This window comes from Methanoculleus chikugoensis (genome assembly GCF_900095385.1).
Lineage (GTDB): Archaea > Halobacteriota > Methanomicrobia > Methanomicrobiales > Methanoculleaceae > Methanoculleus > Methanoculleus chikugoensis_A.
Genome location: NZ_FMID01000035.1, coordinates 28,058 through 45,124, shown reverse-complemented (window position 1 = coordinate 45,124; position 17,067 = coordinate 28,058). Strand labels below are relative to the sequence as shown.

Here is a 17,067-nt window from a genome sequence, read left to right as displayed (position 1 = left end):
CGAGGTATCGAAGACCGCTCACGCCGGGCGCGTGCCCCCGCCGGCGCAGGTTGTACCGGGATATGGCCGTGTCCGGAAACAGGGAGAGACGGGCCTACAGCCCCTCGTCCCCACCCTGTCGCATCAGGTCGGTCGACTTCTTCTGTATCTCTACGTCGATGTCGGTCTCGATGCTCTTTGCCGCCTCTTCCGCGGCCCGGAGCGCCTCCGGGCCCGGGATCTCCCCGAGAATATCCTCCGACGGCAGTTCCGTCCCTTCCGGAACCTCTGCGGCCTCGGCGGTGGCGCCGAGGTACTCCGCGGCCTGCTTGACGACGCTCGAGAGTTCGAACGGGAATATGATCTTCGTCGCCTGACCCCCGGCCATCTGCTTTAGAGCGTCGAGCGAGAGGACCGTGATCGCCCGCTTATCAAGCGGCCGGGCGCCGACCGAGAGGATGCGCAGTCCCTGCGCCTCGCCCTGCGCCTGCAGGATCCTTGATAACCGTTCACCCTCGGCCCGCAGGATCTTGCTCTGCCGCTCGCCCTCGGCTTCCAGGATGATGCTCTGCCGGTTCCCCTCCGCCCGCAGGATCGCCGCCCGCTTCTCGCCGTCCGCACGGAGGATCGCCGCACGCCGCTCACGCTCGGCCGCGGTCTGCTCGGTCATCGCCTGCTTGACCGCGCCCACCGGGTCGACCTCCTTGATCTCCACCCGCTCGACCTTCACGCCCCAGGCATCGGTCTCCCGGTCCAGGATATCCCGGAGGCGGGCGTTGATGACGTCCCGGTTGTAGAGGACCTCGTCGAGCTCCATGTCGCCGATGATCCCCCGGAGACTCGTCTGCGCCAGCGCCACCGTCGCCGACCGGTAGTTCATCACCTCGAAGTAGGCCTTCTCGGGATCGATCACCCGAACGTAGACGATGGCGTCGACGTTCGTCGGGGAGTTGTCCTTCGTGATCACCTCCTGCCGCGGGACGTCCATCACCTCGGTCCGGAGGTCGAGTTTCTTGACCACCGTGATCAACGGGACCACCCACCGGAAACCGGGGTTCATCCTCCCGATGTACCGGCCCAGACGGATCTGGAGCCCCTGTTCGTACGGCTGGACGATCACCACGCCACGAGCGAAGATGATGATGATGACGATGATGAGAAAGACCGTGATAAGCCCGGTCCATGGGAATTCTCCGGTTAAAAGCATTCTAAACTACCTCCTTTACGACGACGTGCACCCCTTCGGAGCGAACGACGATAACTTTTCTCCCGACCGGGATCTCTCCCGATTCAGATCGGGCGCTCCACTCCATGCTCCCGAGCAGCACCTTCCCCGCGAGCGTCTCCGGATCGACCGGGGCGACCACCGTCCCCTCGAGACCGACGAGCGAGTCCCGGGAGAGCGTCCTCGGCGGTTCATGGCCGGGCGTGAGACGGCCATAGAGCCATACGGTGACCGAGGCCGCGACGATCGCCGCGAGAACCCCGACAACGAGGCCCCAGGGGGACGTGAGGATGTCGACGCCGAGGAGGAGGAGGACGCCGAGGATGATCAGGACCGTCGCAGGGACGGCGATGAAATACCCGGGCTGGTAGACCTCCACCAGGAGCAGTACCGCCCCGAGCACGATCAGAATCCAGCCGAGAGCGATCCCCTCTGCAAGCATAGGGAATGAGTCGGCTTTCGGCTATAAAAGTCTGCTGAAGGGTGTTTTCAGCCGAGATCCATCACCGGCGTGATCCGGGGCGGCACGACCCGCTCCACCGTGAGCGGGACGCCGCCGGGCGGGACGATGCGGATCAGGAACTTCTCGCCGGACGTAAGCGGCCGGGAGGGATAGACGACCAGGTCGAACCGCTCCCCGGGTTCAAGGAGCGTATCGTCGTCAGCCTGCAGAAACGGGATCGTGTGCCCCACCCTGACGATCGTCCAGTTCCCGGGCCATATCGGCGCTCCGGCAGTTCTATCGAGGCGCTCGGTTCCTCCGGAGGTGGCGACCTCGACCACGGCGCAGCCGATATCGACGCTTCCCATATCGCCGACGAAGAGGCGGACGCTGCAGGAGACCGATCCCATCCGTGCCGGGTCGGGCCGGTCGCAGACGAGGGCGACGCCGTCGACGGATCTTTCGGCGAGCGCGTAGCCGTAGACATCTCCGGAGACCATCAGGCATTCCCCGGTCTCCTGGAGGGCAGAGTAGACGAGGCCACCCGGATGGCCGGGGGGAGCGTTCAGGGCGTGGGCCGCAAGCACGGCAAGGAGAACCGCCACGATGCAGAGGATCGCTCCTTCGAGCACCGTGAGACCGCCGTCCGCCGAATCCATACTGGATCCTCGCCTGCAGGGGATATATACTCCTGCGTTACGCGCCCGGGCCGTACCGGGCAAAGAACGCCGGAGCACCGAACGAGACCCAGGCCCCGGCGACGGCGGCCCGGAGGTACTGGAAGAGATAGGCGGCGGGAACAGCATCCTGCGGGGCAAAAAACCCGAGCCCATACCAGATCGCCCCGGTCACGGCGATCCCGAAGGCGTAGCGGAACAGCCGGACGGATCCCTTCCCTGTGGCGCACATGCTCCCGGGCTGACGGTCTGCCGCTGCACCGGCTGCGAACCCGAAGAAGAGGCCCGAGGCCGTGACCGCGTCCAGGAGGTCAAGCGGGTGGATCGCCTCCCCGGACCGTTCAAGCGCCCCCGCCGCCCAGGAGGCGGGAACCTCCCAGTCCCCGAGGGTCGCGAGAGCGGCAAACGAGGCTACGGCCAGGGCAAGCGAGCCTGCGAATGCGGCAAGCACCTGCCCTGAGAGGGGAAGGGCGGCGATCCGGCGGCCCACCGGTTCCTCGAGAACAAGGAACCCGAGGAGGACGGCAGCGCCGAGTGCCCAGCCCGCAAGGACGTCGGTCGGGAAGTGAACCCCGAGGAAGACCCTCGATATGCCGATGAGAACGATCATCCCGGACGTGAACGCCCAGATCCACCTGCTCCGGGCATCGGCGGCGATCAGTCCCCAGAGCGCCGCCGACCCCTGCGCGTGCGCCGACGGCAGCCCGAACGAGGGGTTGCTCCCGAGCGCCCTGACCTCCGGGCTGACCCAGTAGGGGCGGGGGAGGTGGAACGCAACCTTGAGGGCCTGGTTGAGCCCGCCGGTTATTCCCATGAGGAGGGCCAGGCGGAGCCCGAGGCGCGTGTCCCAGCACCAGTAGAGGATCGCGATGACGAGCAGGTAGAACTCCGCGTCCCCGAGGAACGAGAAGAAGAGCATCGGCGCTTCGAGCCACGACGCATGGACCTGAAGCGCCTGGATGAGAGCGATCTGGATATCGGTCATATCACCCCGGAGAGGTCAAGGTCTGCGAGCAACTGCGGCATGGCCGCTGCAATCCCGTTGATGATGAACTGGATGGCGATGGCAAGGACGATGACCGCCATCAACTTCGGGACGACCCGGAGCCCGGCCTCTCCAATGAGGGAGAAGATACGCGGCCCGTACAGCATTCCAACATAGGAGATGGCGAGCGCCACGACGATCCCCGTAAATACGGCGACGAGGCCCACGATACCCTCCGGGCCCGAGGCGAGCAGGATCACCGTCGTGATCGTTCCCGGGCCGCACGAGAGCGGGAAGGCCAGCGGGACGATGGCGATGTTCTCGAGATCAGCGGCCGTGTAGGCCTCGTCCCGCGTGCTGAGCATCCCGGTCGCCACGCTGATGAGAAGGATACCGCCGGCGATCTGGAACGCCGGGATGGTGATGTTGAAGATCGAGAAGATCAACTGCCCGGTGAGGGCGAAGAAGGCGAGCACGATGAAGGCTATCTTCATCGAGGTATCGATGACCTTCCTTGCTTCGCTCCTGCTCATCCCTTTGGTGACCGCCGTGTAGACGGCGATCGTGGAGGCCGGGTTCATCACAGCGATGATCGACGCGATCGCAACCAGGCTGAACCCCGCAAACCCGAAAATCTCTGCAATCAGGTCCATCTCTGAAGATCACACCCCCGCGTCATGGGAATGTATGCGCCCGGGTCTCATACGTATCTTACGGTTCTCCGGTCGCTGCAACTGCGGGAGCATGGATCGCGGGGAACGCGTCGAGGAGTTCACGCGTCAGCTCGGCCCCGAGCGACGGCTGGACGGATTCGAGCCAGAGGAAGAACCCCGCCATATGGGGCGTCCGCCGGCTCTCGAACTTGAACCCGCCCGTCTTGCTCGGCACCATCTTGAGGTACTCCTTCTTGTTCCGGGTCCGCAGATAGATGATCGGCCGGTACTCCGGAATGTTCACGGCGAGGACGACCTTCGAGAACTGTTTCTGGACCGTATCCGGGTCGTAGGTCTTCCCCTTGATGCGGATGGGGTATCGGGCATCGAGCATCCGGATAGCGGAGGGGTAGAGCCCCCCGAAGAGGATCTTCTTCACGATCGGCGGGATCTCGTCCGGGGTGCCGAGTTCCCCGGCGCCTTTCTTCGAGGTGACGGTGGAGATGATGCTCTGCATCCGTTCGTCATGCAGTTTTTTGTAGTCGAACGGCCGGCGGGGCGGGATGTCCTTGATGGATATCAGTTTTTCGTGTTTTATCCGCCGGGTAGGACTTCGCTTCAGGTCCCGCTGCCGGATAAGGCCCTTCAGGTCCTCGCAGGTCGGGGTGGTGAGGAGGACGTTGTCGGGCTCCTTGAGGAGGCGGCGGACGACGGCCGTCCGGGAGATATCGACCGAGGAGATGAGGAGGAACGGCACGGTCGGTTGACCGTAGAGATAGCCGAAGAGCTGTTTTTTGTAGCGGATCTCCGCCTCGAACTCTTTCAAGTCGGCAGGAGACGTGATGATCTCGCCGAACGTCAGCGCTCCGGTATGGTCGACGAGCACGAGATCGACTTCGGCGAGATCCTGGCCGTTTCCCCGGACCTTGATATCCCCGATGTTCGAGTAGAAGAGCCCGTTCTGACCGAGCTGCGCACGCCGTACCTTCGCGGGCCCGTCGGCCCCCCGGGCCACGACGGAGAGGATGAGGTCGGTCTGCAGCGAGAGGTCGAGGATCATCTCGTAGACGATCGCCTCGAACCACCGCCCTTCGGCGGTTCGCATCTCGGGGATGTCTTCTGAGAAGAGCTTTTTTCGATCCGCGGGGCGCAGGTGGCGCAGCGCTCTCATGATGATCGCCCGCGTCGGCTGGAGCGAGCTGAAGTTCTTGTCGAGCCACGTAGTCATCTGTAACATTCGTTTCACACAGCCGGGTATTGTTATCGTATTGGGGACCGGATGAGGGTCAGAGCACTTCCAGACAGGGAAGTCTATCATCCTGCAAGTGCTCATAGAGTTTCCGGTCTCCATGGCTATGAAATTACGCATGGTCCCACCCCCGCGAGGGGCTTCCCCGCGCCCGGCCTTGCAGCGGACTCTAGGAGGGGGTGGCCCGACCGGGGAAGGAAAAAGAGGGGGGTTTCGGTGCCGTGCAGCCCTGGATCAGACCGCCTTGATCGCTTCTTCGAGCGGCATTGCCGGCGCAACGTGGGCAACCCCGTACGAACTGAACGGCGCGGTGATCTTCAGGATAGAGCGCTCGTCCGGCGCCTCGAAGATGGCAACCGACATGTGCCTCCCAATGATGAGGTAGCGCTGGAGGACATTCACATCCGAGGGGAACTTGAAGTGCTTCCAGAGTTCCAGGACTTGATGGGCATGCTCCGGTTCGAACTGGTACCACAGGACAAACAACATCGTCTTCACCGGCTCCCCCATATCGCCCCTGGTATAAAAATCCTGCACCGGGGGCGGCTCCCCGCCCTCCCCGGTGAGCCGTCACTCGTAGCGGAGCGCTTCGATGGGGTTCAACTGCGCCGCCTTCCACGCGGGGTAGAATCCGGCGACGACACTTGTTCCGATGCCGAACGCCATCGCAAAAGCGACGTAGCCGATCACCACGGAGAGGGGAATCCCCGCCTCTCCCGAGACGGAGAAATCGGCGAAGAGGTCTCCTATGGAGGCAGAGGCGTAGTAGGCGACCACCGCACTGATGATGCCGCCGACGACGCTCCCGACGACCCCGAGGATCAGGCTCTCGTAGAGAAACATCCGGAGAACCTCCCGTTTTCGCGCCCCGATGCTCCGCATCAGCCCGATCTCCGCCGTCCGCTCCGTGACCGATATGATCATGACGTTCAAGATGCTCACGCTCGCGACGAGGAGCGACACCCCGCCGATACCGAGGAGGAAGATGTTGATGGCGTCGATGGTCTCGTAGTAGAGCTCCAGGATCTCGCGTGAGTCCAGGATGTCCACGACCTCGCTCCTGCGGTTGATCTGCTGATCGATGGCGGCCTTAACGTCCTCGATTGCGGAGAGATCGCTGACCTTTACGATGACCCGGCTGTAGTCCTGCGGTCCGTGCCGCTCCGTGTACCAGTCCTCCGTGACGATGATGGCGTAGTCGGGGTTGATGTCGATGCCCATCCCCCGTTCTGACGCGATCCCCAGAACACGGACGCTCTCACCCCCGACCTCGATGCGGCTCCCGGGGTGGAGGTCGAATTCGTCGGCAAGGAGCGAGCCCACCATCACCCCCGAAGACCTCCCCTGCGGGTAAAGACCCGCCTCCCGCTCGATCAGGAACGGGATATCGGCTGCGGGCACGGCGTATATCGTCGCGTAACCGCTCGTATCCCGCACCCGCAACCGAGCTGAAGCGACGAACATGGGGACGGCACGGTGTTCTCCCGCCGCCTTCTCAATCAGCCCCACGTTCTTCGTGGAGATGCTCGCCGCAAGGGCGCTTCGGGGATCGAACGGATCGCCGCTCGATGCCGCGAGGTGGGGGGTGACGAGCACGGTGTCGCTCACGTCCGAGACCATACCCCCGACAAGCGTCGAGAGGCTGCTGCCCATGATGCCGAGAGAGGCGATGGCGACGACACCGATGACGATGCCGACCGTTGCGAGGATCGAACGGACTTTGTGCCGCCTGAGGTTGCGCACCGCGAGATCGATGAAGATCATGCCCTGCCACCCCTATTTCTGCCTCATCGCATCGACCGGGGCGAGGTGCGAGGCTCGCCACGCGGGGTAGAACCCGGCGACGATACTCGTCCCGATGCCGAACGCCATCCCGAAGACAATGAACCCGACCGCGCTCTGGTCGAAGACCGTGAAGTTCTCGCCGAAGGTCGTCCCGGCCGTGGCGACCTCGATCGCGGCGACGCTGATCAGGTAACCGAAGGCGGTGCTCAGAAGACCGCCGACGACGCTTCCGATGACCCCGAGGATCACTGCCTCGTAGAGGAACATCCGGAGGATCTCCCGGCGCAACGCCCCGATGCTCCGCATGACGCCGATCTCTCTGATGCGCTCGGTCACCGAGATGTACATGACGTTTAAGATGTTGACGGCGGCGACGACGAGAGCAATTCCACCGATGCCGAGGAGAAACAACGTGATCTGATCGTAGATCTCCTCGTACTGCCCGAGCATCTCGCGCGAGTCGGATACGTCGACCAGATCCTCGCGCCGGTTGATCCGGCTCTCGATAGCATCCTTTACGGCGTCTATCGCATCGGGATCGCCGACCCGGACGATGACCATCGGGTAGGAGGCCTTCGCCCCGAAGTGGCTCTCGTACCAGCCGTCGGAGACGACGATCGCGTAATCCGGGTTAATATCGAACCCCATTCCCCGCTCCGCAAGTACGCCCGCCACCCGGACGTCCTCACCCCCGATCGCGATCCTCGAACCGGGGCTTATGCCGTACTCCCGGGCGAGGTGGATGCCGACGAGCGCGCCCGCCTGGTTCTGCCGGAGATGCTGCCCGTCTGCGATATCCAGCAGGACGGGGATATCCCCCGGTTCGAGCCCGATGATCCGGGCATACCCGCTCTCGCCGCGGCCGAACTCGACCTCGTCCGCCCCCTGGAGCACCGGGATCGTCCGGTGCGGGTTTGCCGCCCGCCGGATCTCCTCGACCTCGCGGGCGGGGATGGCGGCGTCCACGGTCGTCCGCGGGTCTCCGGCGAAGGTCCCGCCGATCGCGGTGTGCGGCGTGACCACGACGGTGTCCCCGACGTCGGTGATGATGTTCGCGGCGAGGAGGTTGATGCTGTTGCCCATGACGCCGAGGGAGGCGATGGCGACGACACCGATGACGATCCCGATGATCGAGAGGGCTGAGCGTATCCAGTGCCGCCGGAGGTTTCTCGTCGCGAACGAGAAGAACACTAAGCCACCCTCCCGTCGACGATCCGGATCGTGCGCCGCGCGTATGCGGCGACCCCTGGATCGTGGGTGACCATGACGACGGTCTTGCCCTCCCGGTTCTCTGCCGCGAGAATCTCCATGATCGCCGACCCGGTCTTCGAGTCAAGGTTGCCGGTCGGCTCGTCGCAGAGAAGGAGGTCGGGGTCGTTGACGAGCGCCCGGGCGATCGCGACCCGCTGCTGCTCGCCGCCCGAGAGTTCGGCCGGCCTGTGGGTGAAGAGGGCGTCGTTGAGGTGCACCGCCCGCATGACCTCGATCGCCCGAAGCCGGCTCTCCTCCCGGCCGGCGGTGAGTACGAGGGGAAACTCAACGTTCTCGACCGCCGAGAGGAGGGGGATCAGGTTGAACTGCTGGAAGACGAACCCGATGCGGTCGCGCCGGAGCCGGGTGAGGTCGTCGTCGCTCATCTGAGAGATCTCCTGGCCGGAGAGGTAGATCTCACCGCTGGTCGGGACGTCGAGGCAGCCCATCAGGTTCAGGAGCGTCGATTTCCCGGAGCCGGAAGGCCCCATCACGGCGATGAACTCACCCGGATCGACGGTGAGGGTGACGCGGTCGAGCGCCACGACGTCGCCTGCAGGAAGGGGATAGATCTTGCTGACCTCCGCGAACCGGAGGATGGGCTCGCCGCTCACCGCCGCCTCCGGACGTACCAGAGGGCCGCCAGGCCGGCGGCGATGACGAGCAGGGCCACGGCGGCAACGGCCGGAGCGGGTAGCCCGGCATCGGCGGCCTCCTCGGCGGTGCGGTTCTCAAGCGAGATCGGCCGTGCAGCGGTGTAGGGGTTGCCGTCGTCGTCCCGGTACTCGACGACGAGCGGGATCTCCTCCACGCCGGCACCGGCGCGGAACGTCACCTCGAACGCCGAGATGTCGTCGGGATCGAGCGTCCCGACGACGTAGACCCGGTAGGGGTCGGTGGGCGTCGCGGGGGCGCCCGGGGAGATGACGACCGATCGGGCGGGTTCGAGCCCCGCGTTCATAACATCGCCCGTCGCCCGGTAGATATCTCCCTCCATGACGACTTCGACGTTGGTGATGACGGGATCGGCCTGCTTCTTGTCCTCACCGAACGTGACCGGCAGCACGAGATCCGCAGTATGGGTGTTGATCCCGTTGCGCCAGACCACCTGGAACGTGACGTTCGTCTCCGCCGCCGGGGTCAGGTTGAACACAACGGTTCCGGACGCATCGGGTTCGAGAGTGCCGATGAATGCGCTGCCCGGTGTGACGGTAAAACCGCTCCCCTGCGGGACCACCTGGACACCGGAGGCGGCGTTCGATCTCGGGTTCGCCACCAGAACCGTGATGCCGGCTGTCCGGGACCCGGAGAAGGTCTCGGGCCTCTCGAAGACCGACACCCCAAGCGGGGTGCCGTCGACCCTGACCGGAACCGGGTGGGTGAGGGTTCCGTTCTCCCGGAGATCGAGGGAGAACCGCGGGTAATACGTCCCGTTCGAGGCGTCCGCCCGGACGGCGAAGGTGAACGTCCGGTTGAGACCGGCCCCGAGAGCCCCGACCGAGGGGTAGGGTTCGGAGGTCGGGACGACGCCGTCCTCGTAGAGGCGGGCGCCGCCGAGCGGGAGGGTGGAAGAGCCGGTGTTCTGCACGGCAACCGTCACGAAGCCCGTATCGCCCGGCATCAGGATCTCCGGCTCGACCGCAACGGACGTCACCGTCACGTTGCCTTGCCCCCCCGCGACCGGGGAGACGAGAAGGCATACCAGGACGAACAGGATGGGGAGGGGACGACCAGATGCCACACGGGAGAATGGAGAGAGCCTCTACTTCAACGTTATCCCCGCACCATCCGGGGGCCGGCATAAAACCTTTGACGGCAGAGGGCGATACCTCTTGGAACAACCTTCACCCCACCGGGGTTCCGAGGAGAGCATGGGACTGAACAAGATCTATATCATCGGCCACAAACAGCCCGACACCGACAGCATCTGCAGCGTCATCGGCTACGCCGAGCTCCTGAACCGCGCCGAGCCCGGGAAGTACATCCCCGCCCGGTGCGGGGAGGTGAGCCCGGAGACACGGTTTGCGCTCGAGACGTTCAACGCCGAGGCTCCGGTCTACGTAGCGAGCGTCGAACCCACCGTATCGGACATGCCGCTCGATACCCGGAGCGTTCGCCAGGACGTCCCGACGGTCGACGTCGCCGCCCTGATGGACACCTACGACATGCGGAATATGCCGATCACGGACGGAGACGAGACCCTGGTCGGCCTCGTGAGCGAATACGGCCTCGCCCGGGCCTATGTGCGGAAGAATCCCCGGGAACAGCTCTCGCTCATCCCGATGCCGCTCGAGACCCTCGCCCGCATCCTGGATGCCCGGATCGTCGTCCCGTCGCGCGAGGCGCTCGGGGAAGGCCGGGTCTATACCGTCATCGACGCCCTGCACGTCACCCTATCCCGGATGACGCCCGACGACATCGCGATCGTCGGGGACAACGAACCCGCCCAGCTCGCGCTGATATCGGCGGGGGTCGCCGCACTCATCATCGCCGAAGGGGCGCCGGTGGGCGAGCGGGTGATCGATGCCGCGCGGACAAGGGGCGCCTCGGTGCTCGCGACGACGCTCGACGCCTTCAGCGTCGGGAAGATGATCAGCCTCTCTCTCCCCGCGAGCATGATCATGGAGACCGACATCCCCACGGTACGGCTGGAAGACTCGCTCGAGTATGCGAAAGGGGTCGTCTCGAACTCCAAGTTCAGGACGGCCTGTGTCGTCGGCGACGCAGGGCAGCACATCGGGCTCGTTTCCCGGACGACGCTGATGCAGGACGTTCAGAAGTCGGTGATCCTCCTCGACCACAACGAGTACTCGCAGGCCGTGGACGGGATCGAGCAGGCGGACATCCTCGAGATCATCGACCACCACCGTCTCGGCGCGATCTCCACCTTAAAGCCGGTGAGGTTCCTCAACGACCCCGTGGGGTCGACCTCGACGATCGTGGCGAACAAGTTCATCGAGGCCTGCGTGGAGCCCACGCCGTCGACCGCCGGGCTCCTTCTCTCGGGAATCCTCTCGGATACGATGGTGATGAAACTCTCGACGACCACCCCGGCAGATATCCGGGCGGCCGACTACCTCGCGGGGATCGCCGGGGTCGATCCCGCCGAGTATGGGCCGGAACTGATCCGGAAGGGCATGGACCTCGATGCGCTCCCGAAGGATGAACTCCTCACCCGGGACATGAAACGGTATAACCTCTTCGGGAAGAGCATCATGGTCTCGCAGGTGATGACGTCGTCGTTTGAGTTCGCAGAGACCCACGGCGACGAGATCCGCAAGGAGATCGAGCACCTCCGGACAACAATGGGGGTCGACTGCTTCTTCGCCCTCTTTACGAACGTCTTCGCGAACGCAAGCGACCTCTTCGCCGCCGGGGACGAGGCCTGCATCGCCAAGCTGGATCTCCGCGACCAGCCCGTCCGGCTCGAAGGCGTCATGTCCCGCAAAAAAGATTTCATCCCGAAGTTCGGGCAGATGTTCCGGCAGCTCTAGCCGCCGGAACTCACTCACTCGTTCTTCTTCTTGAGCATCCCGGCAGCGTAGCGGGCGAGCCCGTAGACGCCGTCGGTCGAGGGGTGGACCTCGACGATCTCGTCGAAATCGTCGACGGTGATGCCCCGCTTCATCAGGTAGCCGATGTAGGAGAGGAGGAGCGACGCCCCGGGTACGGCGGCGGCCGCCCCGATCAGCCGGCCGCTTGCGGGATCGACCCGGACCTGGGCAAGCCCCGCCCAGCCGCCCGCCACGTCCCAGAACGAACCGGGGCCCGCGGGCGCGGGAGCCGAGAGGGTGATACCCCCGTCGGCGGTCCCGGCGAAGGCGTAATCGTAGCGGAGGCTCATCGCCTGCGGAATGCCCTCGTAGTCCATGACGGTCTCGCGGCCGAGGATGTTCTCGGCCGCCACCACGCCCTCCCTCCGGGCCGCAGGGGTGAGGTAGGGCGGACCGATGACGTCGCCGGCGGCGTAGACGCCCGGAACACTCGTGCGCATCCGCCGGTCGACGACGACGGCGCCGTCCGGACGCTTCTCAAGCCCCTGGAGCATCTCCGAGTTGGGGACGAGACCGGTTGCGAGCAGCACGGCATCGGCCTCGATCTCCTCGCCGCCGGCGAGAAGGACCGAGCGGACCCTTCCGCAGCCTTCGATGCTCGCAACGGGGGTCCCTTCGCGGATGCCGACCCCGGCAAGGTCGCGCAGCGCGGCGGCGCGCATCTTCTCGTCGAGATCCCGGAGCAGCCCGTGCCGGGCGATCATCTCGACCTCGACCCCGAAAGCGTGGAAGATATGGGCGAACTCCGCCGCCACCACTCCGCCGCCGATGACGGCCATGCGGCGGGGGAGATCGGGCATGCCGGGGAGCGTCCGGTAGGTATAGACACCGGTAAGATCGGTGCCGGGGATATCGGGGATTGCCGGCCGCGACCCGGTGGCCGCGAGGACCGCGTCGGCACGGACATCCTCGTCGTCGATGAAGACCCGGTTGCCTTCCAGCCGGCCTTCGGCTCCGTAGACGATCTCGACACTCGCCCGGCGGGTCTCCGCATCGAGAACCGAGGAGAGTTTCTCCTGAACCTCGCAGATCCGTTGCCGGATCGCCGGATAGGAGACGGTCGGCACCGAGTCGAGGATCCCGAGGTCTTTCTGGGTTCCGGCGGCCTCGATGAGCCGTGCAACGTCGTTCAAGGCACAGATCGTCATGCACCGTTCGTGGAGGCACTGCCCCCCGATGCTGCGCTGCTCGACGAGACGGACATCCTTTCCCGCCTGCGCGAGGTGGATCGCACCGAGCCTCCCCGCGGGCCCGCCGCCGATGACGACGATCATGATGTGCACCTACAGCAGTTCGACGCCTTCATCCATCGGCATCGAGAGTATTTCGCCGGTGAACCCGTTGACCTCGACGATCTTGCTCCCGCCCCGCACCTGCCAGACCGGCACGTAGACAGTCTCGAGATCGACGGTGATGTTGCTCCGATCGGGCTTGAGGGTCTTCTCCTCGTAGAAGATGGCGTCACCCTTCTCGTAGCGGAACCGGATCCGCTGGGTGAGCCGGTCGACGACGTCCCGCACGAGCTGCTCCTCAACGTCCTCCCGCACGAGCCGGGTGGAGACGATCTCGGAACCGAACGGAACCGGGCCCCGCTCGATCTCGTCGGGATTGATCTCCATCTTCAGGCCGTTGATGGCGTTGATTGCCCCGGCACCCTCGGCGTCGAAGGAGACCAGCCGGTCTTTCACCTCGCGCTCGCCGGTGCTCACGTAGCGGTAGTTCCAGTAGGGGATGAACCGGCACTTCGCCGTCCCCTGCAGCCCGGCGATGCCGCAGGCACGCTTCTCGGAGATCTTCACCGGGAGGTGGGGCAACTCCGGCCCATCCTGCAACTCTTCCTTCGTCGGCGCAGGAGAAGCCTCGATCCGCCCCCGCCGAACCGTCCGGGTCGGCAGGGGGAGATCCAGGATCAGGTTCTGCCCGAGCACCTCCGCAAGCGCGGCCCTGCCTGCGTAGCAGACGAACTCATCGGGTCCCCACCGGATGCAGTCCTCCGTCTGCACCTCCGGATCGAGGGTGAAGAGCAGTTTCCTGCAGACCCAGTCGTCCTCACCGGTGCGCAGGCGGTAGATCATCGAATCGAAACTCCCAATCGTCTCCGGATCGTCCGAGCAGAGCACCACCAGGGCATCCTCGCTCCCGATCGCGGAGAGATCCAGCGGGTCGCCGACCTCTTCGACGTCGTAGGAGGCCGCGGCAAGGATCCGCTTCAGCACGTTCCGGGCTTTTTCCCGAGTCCCACTCTCCATTCATCTTACACTATCACAGGGAGATAGAACAAGTTTTCCCTTCGAGAGGGAGGCAGTGAATGGTAACGGGGCGGGCAAAAAAGCATGACGACGGGATGCGCAGGACGGCGAAAGGCCGGTGCCGCACCGCGCTTCTGTCGGCCGAATCCGTCGAATCCGGAAGACAACACTTTTTTCTCCTGCAGGGCAAGAAATCTAATGATGCATGCTCCCCTGAAGTTCACCAACCACCGCATCGAGGAGTACGCGCTCAAGGTGACCTACCGCCCGGAGGACGACACGGGGAAGATCATCTACAACCTCTCGCTCATCGAGAGCCCCGACCTCGAGTTCGCGCTCTCCATCATGAAAGAGGCGCACAAACGGGGCATCACCATCAGCGACCGGCTTCTGGTCGCCGGGCCGGGGGAACAGGTCGGCGGCTACACCGTGCCGGACGGCCGGCACGCCATCTGCACGATGTGCAGTATCACGCTCGACGCGCTTCTTCTCCAGCGCGGCATCCCGGAGAGTCCAATCGGGGGCGGGATCGTCGAGGTCGACGGGAGGGTTGCGCAACGGTTCACGAGCTTGATCCTCTACCGCGACACCACGCTCGATCCCCTCGAGGTTCTCATCTCCCAGGAGGCCACGTCGATCCTCGACGTTATGAACCACGGAAAGGGCAACATCCTCGCCAACATCAGGGAGTGCCACATGGAGGCCGAACATCTCCTGGGCGCGGTGCTCGACGAACTTACGGGCATAGGGTTCTCCGGCATCCTCGACGTCGGCGCCCCGAACGTTCCCCTGCTCGGGGTCCCGGTGAGCCCGCAGTACGTGGGCGTGGCGATGGTCGGGGGCACGAACGCGATGGCGGCCTTCGGAGAGACCGGGCGGCCGGTCGTGACCCGGGCGCTCAAAGGGCTGATTGATATCCGGGAGATGGGCTACCTGGACGATTACTGAACCGCATCCTTCGTCCATTCCATGACGGTGGCGATATGCCGCCGCACAAAGAGCGCGAGCCCCGCGGACTCCGAATAGAGGGCGGAGGGCTGGCCGTCGGCTCCTCCCATCCAGAGCAGCGCCCGGGTATCGTCAACCAGAAAGACGCCGGATCTCTCGTACGGCAGCAGTTTCTCCGCGAGAATAGGGGTTTTGCAGAGAGCGGCGAGCGGGAGGACATGGAGACGGAATCGGGAAGGCTGCTCGCCTGCCCAGCGCTCGGTGACGATCTCGACCGGCACGGAGCCGGGAACGGGATCGAGCAGCGGGAGAACGCTCCGCTGGAGAAGGTCTCCCGTCGCGAGCAACTCAACGCTCCGTTCCGCACTCTTAAACATTCCTGCAAGGCGGGTTCTGATATTCTCTTCGCCGTAGATCGTCCAGACCAGTTCCTGGTCGCCCCGGCCTTCCAGTTCCTTCTCCCGGTAAAAGGCGTCGAGGCCCGCCCGGGCGCTCTCTGCGTCGCTCTCGATCCGGCGCATCAGGTTCTCGACGCCCTGGTCGGGGGGAACCGCGGCGAAGCGTTTGGGTGTCGTGTGCGAGACGCTAACGAGTTCCTTCTGGACGAGCCGGTCGAGAACCGGGTAGACGGATGCGCGCGGCACGCCGGAGATCTCGTGAACTTCCGTTGCGGTCGCGCCCGCCGTTCTGAGAAGCCCGATATATACGAGGGCCTCGTACTTGGTAAGTCCCAGTGATTTGAGAGATTCGAGGAGGGAGGTTGGAACATCCCGAGGAGCCTTCATCTAAATGGGCAAGGAGACCCCGGCCTTCAGGCCAGGGAGGAATTGCCCGTCACCTCCAATACAGTTTTCTGGTATCATACTCAATATATGAATGTGATTAGAACAATCACGTTCAACCTTCAGTTGCCCGATGGCGGCTCCTCTGCTCTCCTCGATACGATGAGAGCCTATTCCACTGCGTTCTCTGCCTCTGCACAGTGGGGATTTGAGAACCATACGTGGAATAAGGTGGAGAACCACAAGGCGACCTACAAGGCTGTTCGTGAATCTGTTCCTGATCTCCCGTCCTCTCTGGTGCAGGGTGCGCGAGACTGTGCCTGCGAAGCCCTGAAAGCTGGTAAGTGCGCGTCTCCGCCAGAACGGAAACCGCTCGCCGCTATGCGGTACAACCAGCGGGTCATTACGGTAAATCTGATCCACGGTATCGCCACCATTGCATCGGTGAGGGGACGGATCAAGGCAACATTCCCAATCTCTGAGTATCACCGCCAGTATCTCTCCTGGACGGTCACAACTTCGACCATCTCCTTTGATAAGCGAAAGAAGGTGTTCTACCTCCATATCTCGATGGAACATCCCGATGTGGAGCCGGTACAAGAGGTCAAGGTGCTCGGGATTGACCGAGGGATCGTGAATGTCGCGGTCTGCTCCGACAACACTTTTTTCAACTCCAAGCAGGTGAAGCGCGTTCGGTCGAAGTACGCCCATCTCCGTCGGGAGTTGCAGTCCAAAGGCACCCGGTCGGCTAAGCGGAAACTCCGCAGGATGGCTGGACGGGAAAGACGGTTTGTGACTGATACCAACCACTGTATCTCGAAGCAGATTGTTGAATCCGAGTATACGGTCTTCGCTCTCGAAGACCTCTCGAAGATCCGGGTTCAGAAGCGGAGAGGTGTAGAGTTCAACCGGAAACTGAACAACTGGTCGTTCTATGAACTGGAACAGTTCCTCCGGTACAAGGCCGAGGATCTGGGAAAGCAGGTTGTCCTTGTTGATGCGCGGTACACCTCGCAGAAGTGCTCGGTGTGTGGGCATGCCTATAAAGGAAACCGGGAAGGCTCGTCGTTCCGGTGCCGGAAATGCGGGTTTCAACTCCATGCCGACCTCAATGCTGCTCGAAACATTGCTCAAGCAGGTATATCCTGCCTGAGTAGGCTGTCTGTCAACCAGCCGAATGTAGCGCACTCGTAAGGGTGCAGGTACAAGCCCCGTCCTTTAGGGCGGGGTAGTTGGCTCCATCATGTATATATACTGTTTAGCAATAAATGTTGTTGCTACTATAACA

The 17,067-nt window shown here is 63.9% G+C and carries 17 protein-coding genes; 3 read left to right on the top strand and 14 right to left on the bottom strand.

The features are described from left to right. Nucleotides 1-94: 94 nt before the first annotated feature. From L21_RS07340 to L21_RS07290, 11 genes are all read right to left on the bottom strand, one after another. Complete coding sequence (locus tag L21_RS07340) at nt 95-1,186, bottom strand: SPFH domain-containing protein (RefSeq protein ID WP_074369830.1); 1,092 nt, start codon at nt 1,184-1,186, stop codon at nt 95-97. Between the two features lies 1 nt (nt 1,187). After that, the gene (locus L21_RS07335; protein ID WP_074369829.1) at nt 1,188-1,646 is read right to left on the bottom strand and encodes an NfeD family protein; all 459 of its coding nucleotides are present in this window, start codon (nt 1,644-1,646) and stop codon (nt 1,188-1,190) included. 47 nt (nt 1,647-1,693) lie between these two features. Next, nucleotides 1,694-2,305: a hypothetical protein gene (locus L21_RS07330; RefSeq protein WP_074369828.1), complete on the bottom strand. Its 612-nt coding sequence runs from the start codon at nt 2,303-2,305 to the stop codon at nt 1,694-1,696. Nucleotides 2,306-2,342: 37 nt separating this feature from the next. Then, nucleotides 2,343-3,308: a phosphatase PAP2 family protein gene (locus tag L21_RS07325; RefSeq protein ID WP_074369827.1), complete on the bottom strand. Its 966-nt coding sequence runs from the start codon at nt 3,306-3,308 to the stop codon at nt 2,343-2,345. After that, nucleotides 3,305-3,961, bottom strand: a complete 657-nt coding sequence (locus tag L21_RS07320; RefSeq protein ID WP_074369826.1) for a MarC family protein — start codon at nt 3,959-3,961, stop codon at nt 3,305-3,307. The genes L21_RS07325 and L21_RS07320 overlap by 4 nt, the downstream gene beginning before the upstream one ends. Nucleotides 3,962-4,019: 58 nt before the next feature. Next, on the bottom strand, nt 4,020-5,189 hold the full coding sequence (locus tag L21_RS07315; protein WP_256712659.1) for a hypothetical protein: 1,170 nt from the start codon (nt 5,187-5,189) through the stop codon (nt 4,020-4,022). A 255-nt stretch (nt 5,190-5,444) separates the two neighbouring features. Further along, a complete protein-coding gene (locus L21_RS07310) occupies nt 5,445-5,699 on the bottom strand; it encodes a DUF3303 domain-containing protein (protein WP_074369852.1) in 255 nt (84 codons plus the stop codon). Between the two features lie 81 nt (nt 5,700-5,780). Next, nucleotides 5,781-6,974 carry an ABC transporter permease gene (locus L21_RS07305; protein WP_074369824.1) on the bottom strand — a complete coding sequence of 398 codons (1,194 nt, stop codon included), beginning with the start codon at nt 6,972-6,974 and terminating at the stop codon, nt 5,781-5,783. Between the two features lie 12 nt (nt 6,975-6,986). Further along, on the bottom strand, nt 6,987-8,186 hold the full coding sequence (locus L21_RS07300; RefSeq protein WP_074369823.1) for an ABC transporter permease: 1,200 nt from the start codon (nt 8,184-8,186) through the stop codon (nt 6,987-6,989). Then, nucleotides 8,186-8,860, bottom strand: a complete 675-nt coding sequence (locus L21_RS07295; protein WP_074369822.1) for an ABC transporter ATP-binding protein — start codon at nt 8,858-8,860, stop codon at nt 8,186-8,188. Before L21_RS07295 ends, L21_RS07300 begins: the two co-directional genes overlap by 1 nt. Further along, entirely contained in the window at nt 8,857-9,987 is a 1,131-nt protein-coding gene (locus L21_RS07290) for a COG1361 S-layer family protein (RefSeq protein ID WP_074369821.1), read from the bottom strand. Before L21_RS07290 ends, L21_RS07295 begins: the two co-directional genes overlap by 4 nt. 130 nt (nt 9,988-10,117) lie before the next feature. Between L21_RS07290 and L21_RS07285 the strand changes: the two genes are divergently transcribed. Then, nucleotides 10,118-11,740: a putative manganese-dependent inorganic diphosphatase gene (locus L21_RS07285; RefSeq protein WP_074369820.1), complete on the top strand. Its 1,623-nt coding sequence runs from the start codon at nt 10,118-10,120 to the stop codon at nt 11,738-11,740. Between the two features lie 14 nt (nt 11,741-11,754). On the opposite strand, the gene L21_RS07280 is transcribed toward L21_RS07285, so the two are convergent. Further along, nucleotides 11,755-13,074: an FAD-dependent oxidoreductase gene (locus L21_RS07280; protein WP_074369851.1), complete on the bottom strand. Its 1,320-nt coding sequence runs from the start codon at nt 13,072-13,074 to the stop codon at nt 11,755-11,757. Nucleotides 13,075-13,083: 9 nt separating this feature from the next. Then, entirely contained in the window at nt 13,084-14,049 is a 966-nt protein-coding gene (locus L21_RS07275; RefSeq protein WP_074369819.1) for a hypothetical protein, read from the bottom strand. Nucleotides 14,050-14,250: 201 nt separating this feature from the next. On the opposite strand from L21_RS07275, the gene L21_RS07270 reads away from it, so the two are divergent. Further along, complete coding sequence (locus L21_RS07270; RefSeq protein ID WP_074369850.1) at nt 14,251-14,997, top strand: DUF128 domain-containing protein; 747 nt, start codon at nt 14,251-14,253, stop codon at nt 14,995-14,997. Here the strand turns inward: L21_RS07270 and L21_RS07265 are convergent. Continuing rightward, nucleotides 14,991-15,782, bottom strand: coding sequence for a TrmB family transcriptional regulator (locus L21_RS07265; protein ID WP_074369818.1), 792 nt, complete (start codon nt 15,780-15,782; stop codon nt 14,991-14,993). The genes L21_RS07270 and L21_RS07265 overlap by 7 nt on opposite strands. A gap of 93 nt (nt 15,783-15,875) precedes the next feature. Between L21_RS07265 and L21_RS07260 the strand changes: the two genes are divergently transcribed. Continuing rightward, entirely contained in the window at nt 15,876-16,973 is a 1,098-nt protein-coding gene (locus L21_RS07260) for an RNA-guided endonuclease InsQ/TnpB family protein (RefSeq protein ID WP_218600635.1), read from the top strand. Nucleotides 16,974-17,067: the final 94 nt, after the last annotated feature.

Excerpts from the sequence above, each read along its gene's own strand:
- L21_RS07275 (WP_074369819.1), bottom strand. The coding sequence starts at position 14,049 with ATGGAGAGTGGGACTCGGGAAAAAGCCCGGAACGTGCTGAAGCGGATC.
- L21_RS07270 (WP_074369850.1), top strand. The coding sequence starts at position 14,251 with ATGCATGCTCCCCTGAAGTTCACCAACCACCGCATCGAGGAGTACGCG.
- L21_RS07320 (WP_074369826.1), bottom strand. The coding sequence starts at position 3,961 with ATGGACCTGATTGCAGAGATTTTCGGGTTTGCGGGGTTCAGCCTGGTT.
- L21_RS07325 (WP_074369827.1), bottom strand. The coding sequence starts at position 3,308 with ATGACCGATATCCAGATCGCTCTCATCCAGGCGCTTCAGGTCCATGCG.
- L21_RS07280 (WP_074369851.1), bottom strand. The coding sequence starts at position 13,074 with ATGATCGTCGTCATCGGCGGCGGGCCCGCGGGGAGGCTCGGTGCGATC.
- L21_RS07310 (WP_074369852.1), bottom strand. The coding sequence starts at position 5,699 with ATGTTGTTTGTCCTGTGGTACCAGTTCGAACCGGAGCATGCCCATCAA.
- L21_RS07330 (WP_074369828.1), bottom strand. The coding sequence starts at position 2,305 with ATGGATTCGGCGGACGGCGGTCTCACGGTGCTCGAAGGAGCGATCCTC.
- L21_RS07340 (WP_074369830.1), bottom strand. The coding sequence starts at position 1,186 with ATGCTTTTAACCGGAGAATTCCCATGGACCGGGCTTATCACGGTCTTT.
- L21_RS07265 (WP_074369818.1), bottom strand. The coding sequence starts at position 15,782 with ATGAAGGCTCCTCGGGATGTTCCAACCTCCCTCCTCGAATCTCTCAAA.
- L21_RS07335 (WP_074369829.1), bottom strand. The coding sequence starts at position 1,646 with ATGCTTGCAGAGGGGATCGCTCTCGGCTGGATTCTGATCGTGCTCGGG.
- L21_RS07315 (WP_256712659.1), bottom strand. The coding sequence starts at position 5,189 with ATGACTACGTGGCTCGACAAGAACTTCAGCTCGCTCCAGCCGACGCGG.
- L21_RS07285 (WP_074369820.1), top strand. The coding sequence starts at position 10,118 with ATGGGACTGAACAAGATCTATATCATCGGCCACAAACAGCCCGACACC.
- L21_RS07305 (WP_074369824.1), bottom strand. The coding sequence starts at position 6,974 with ATGATCTTCATCGATCTCGCGGTGCGCAACCTCAGGCGGCACAAAGTC.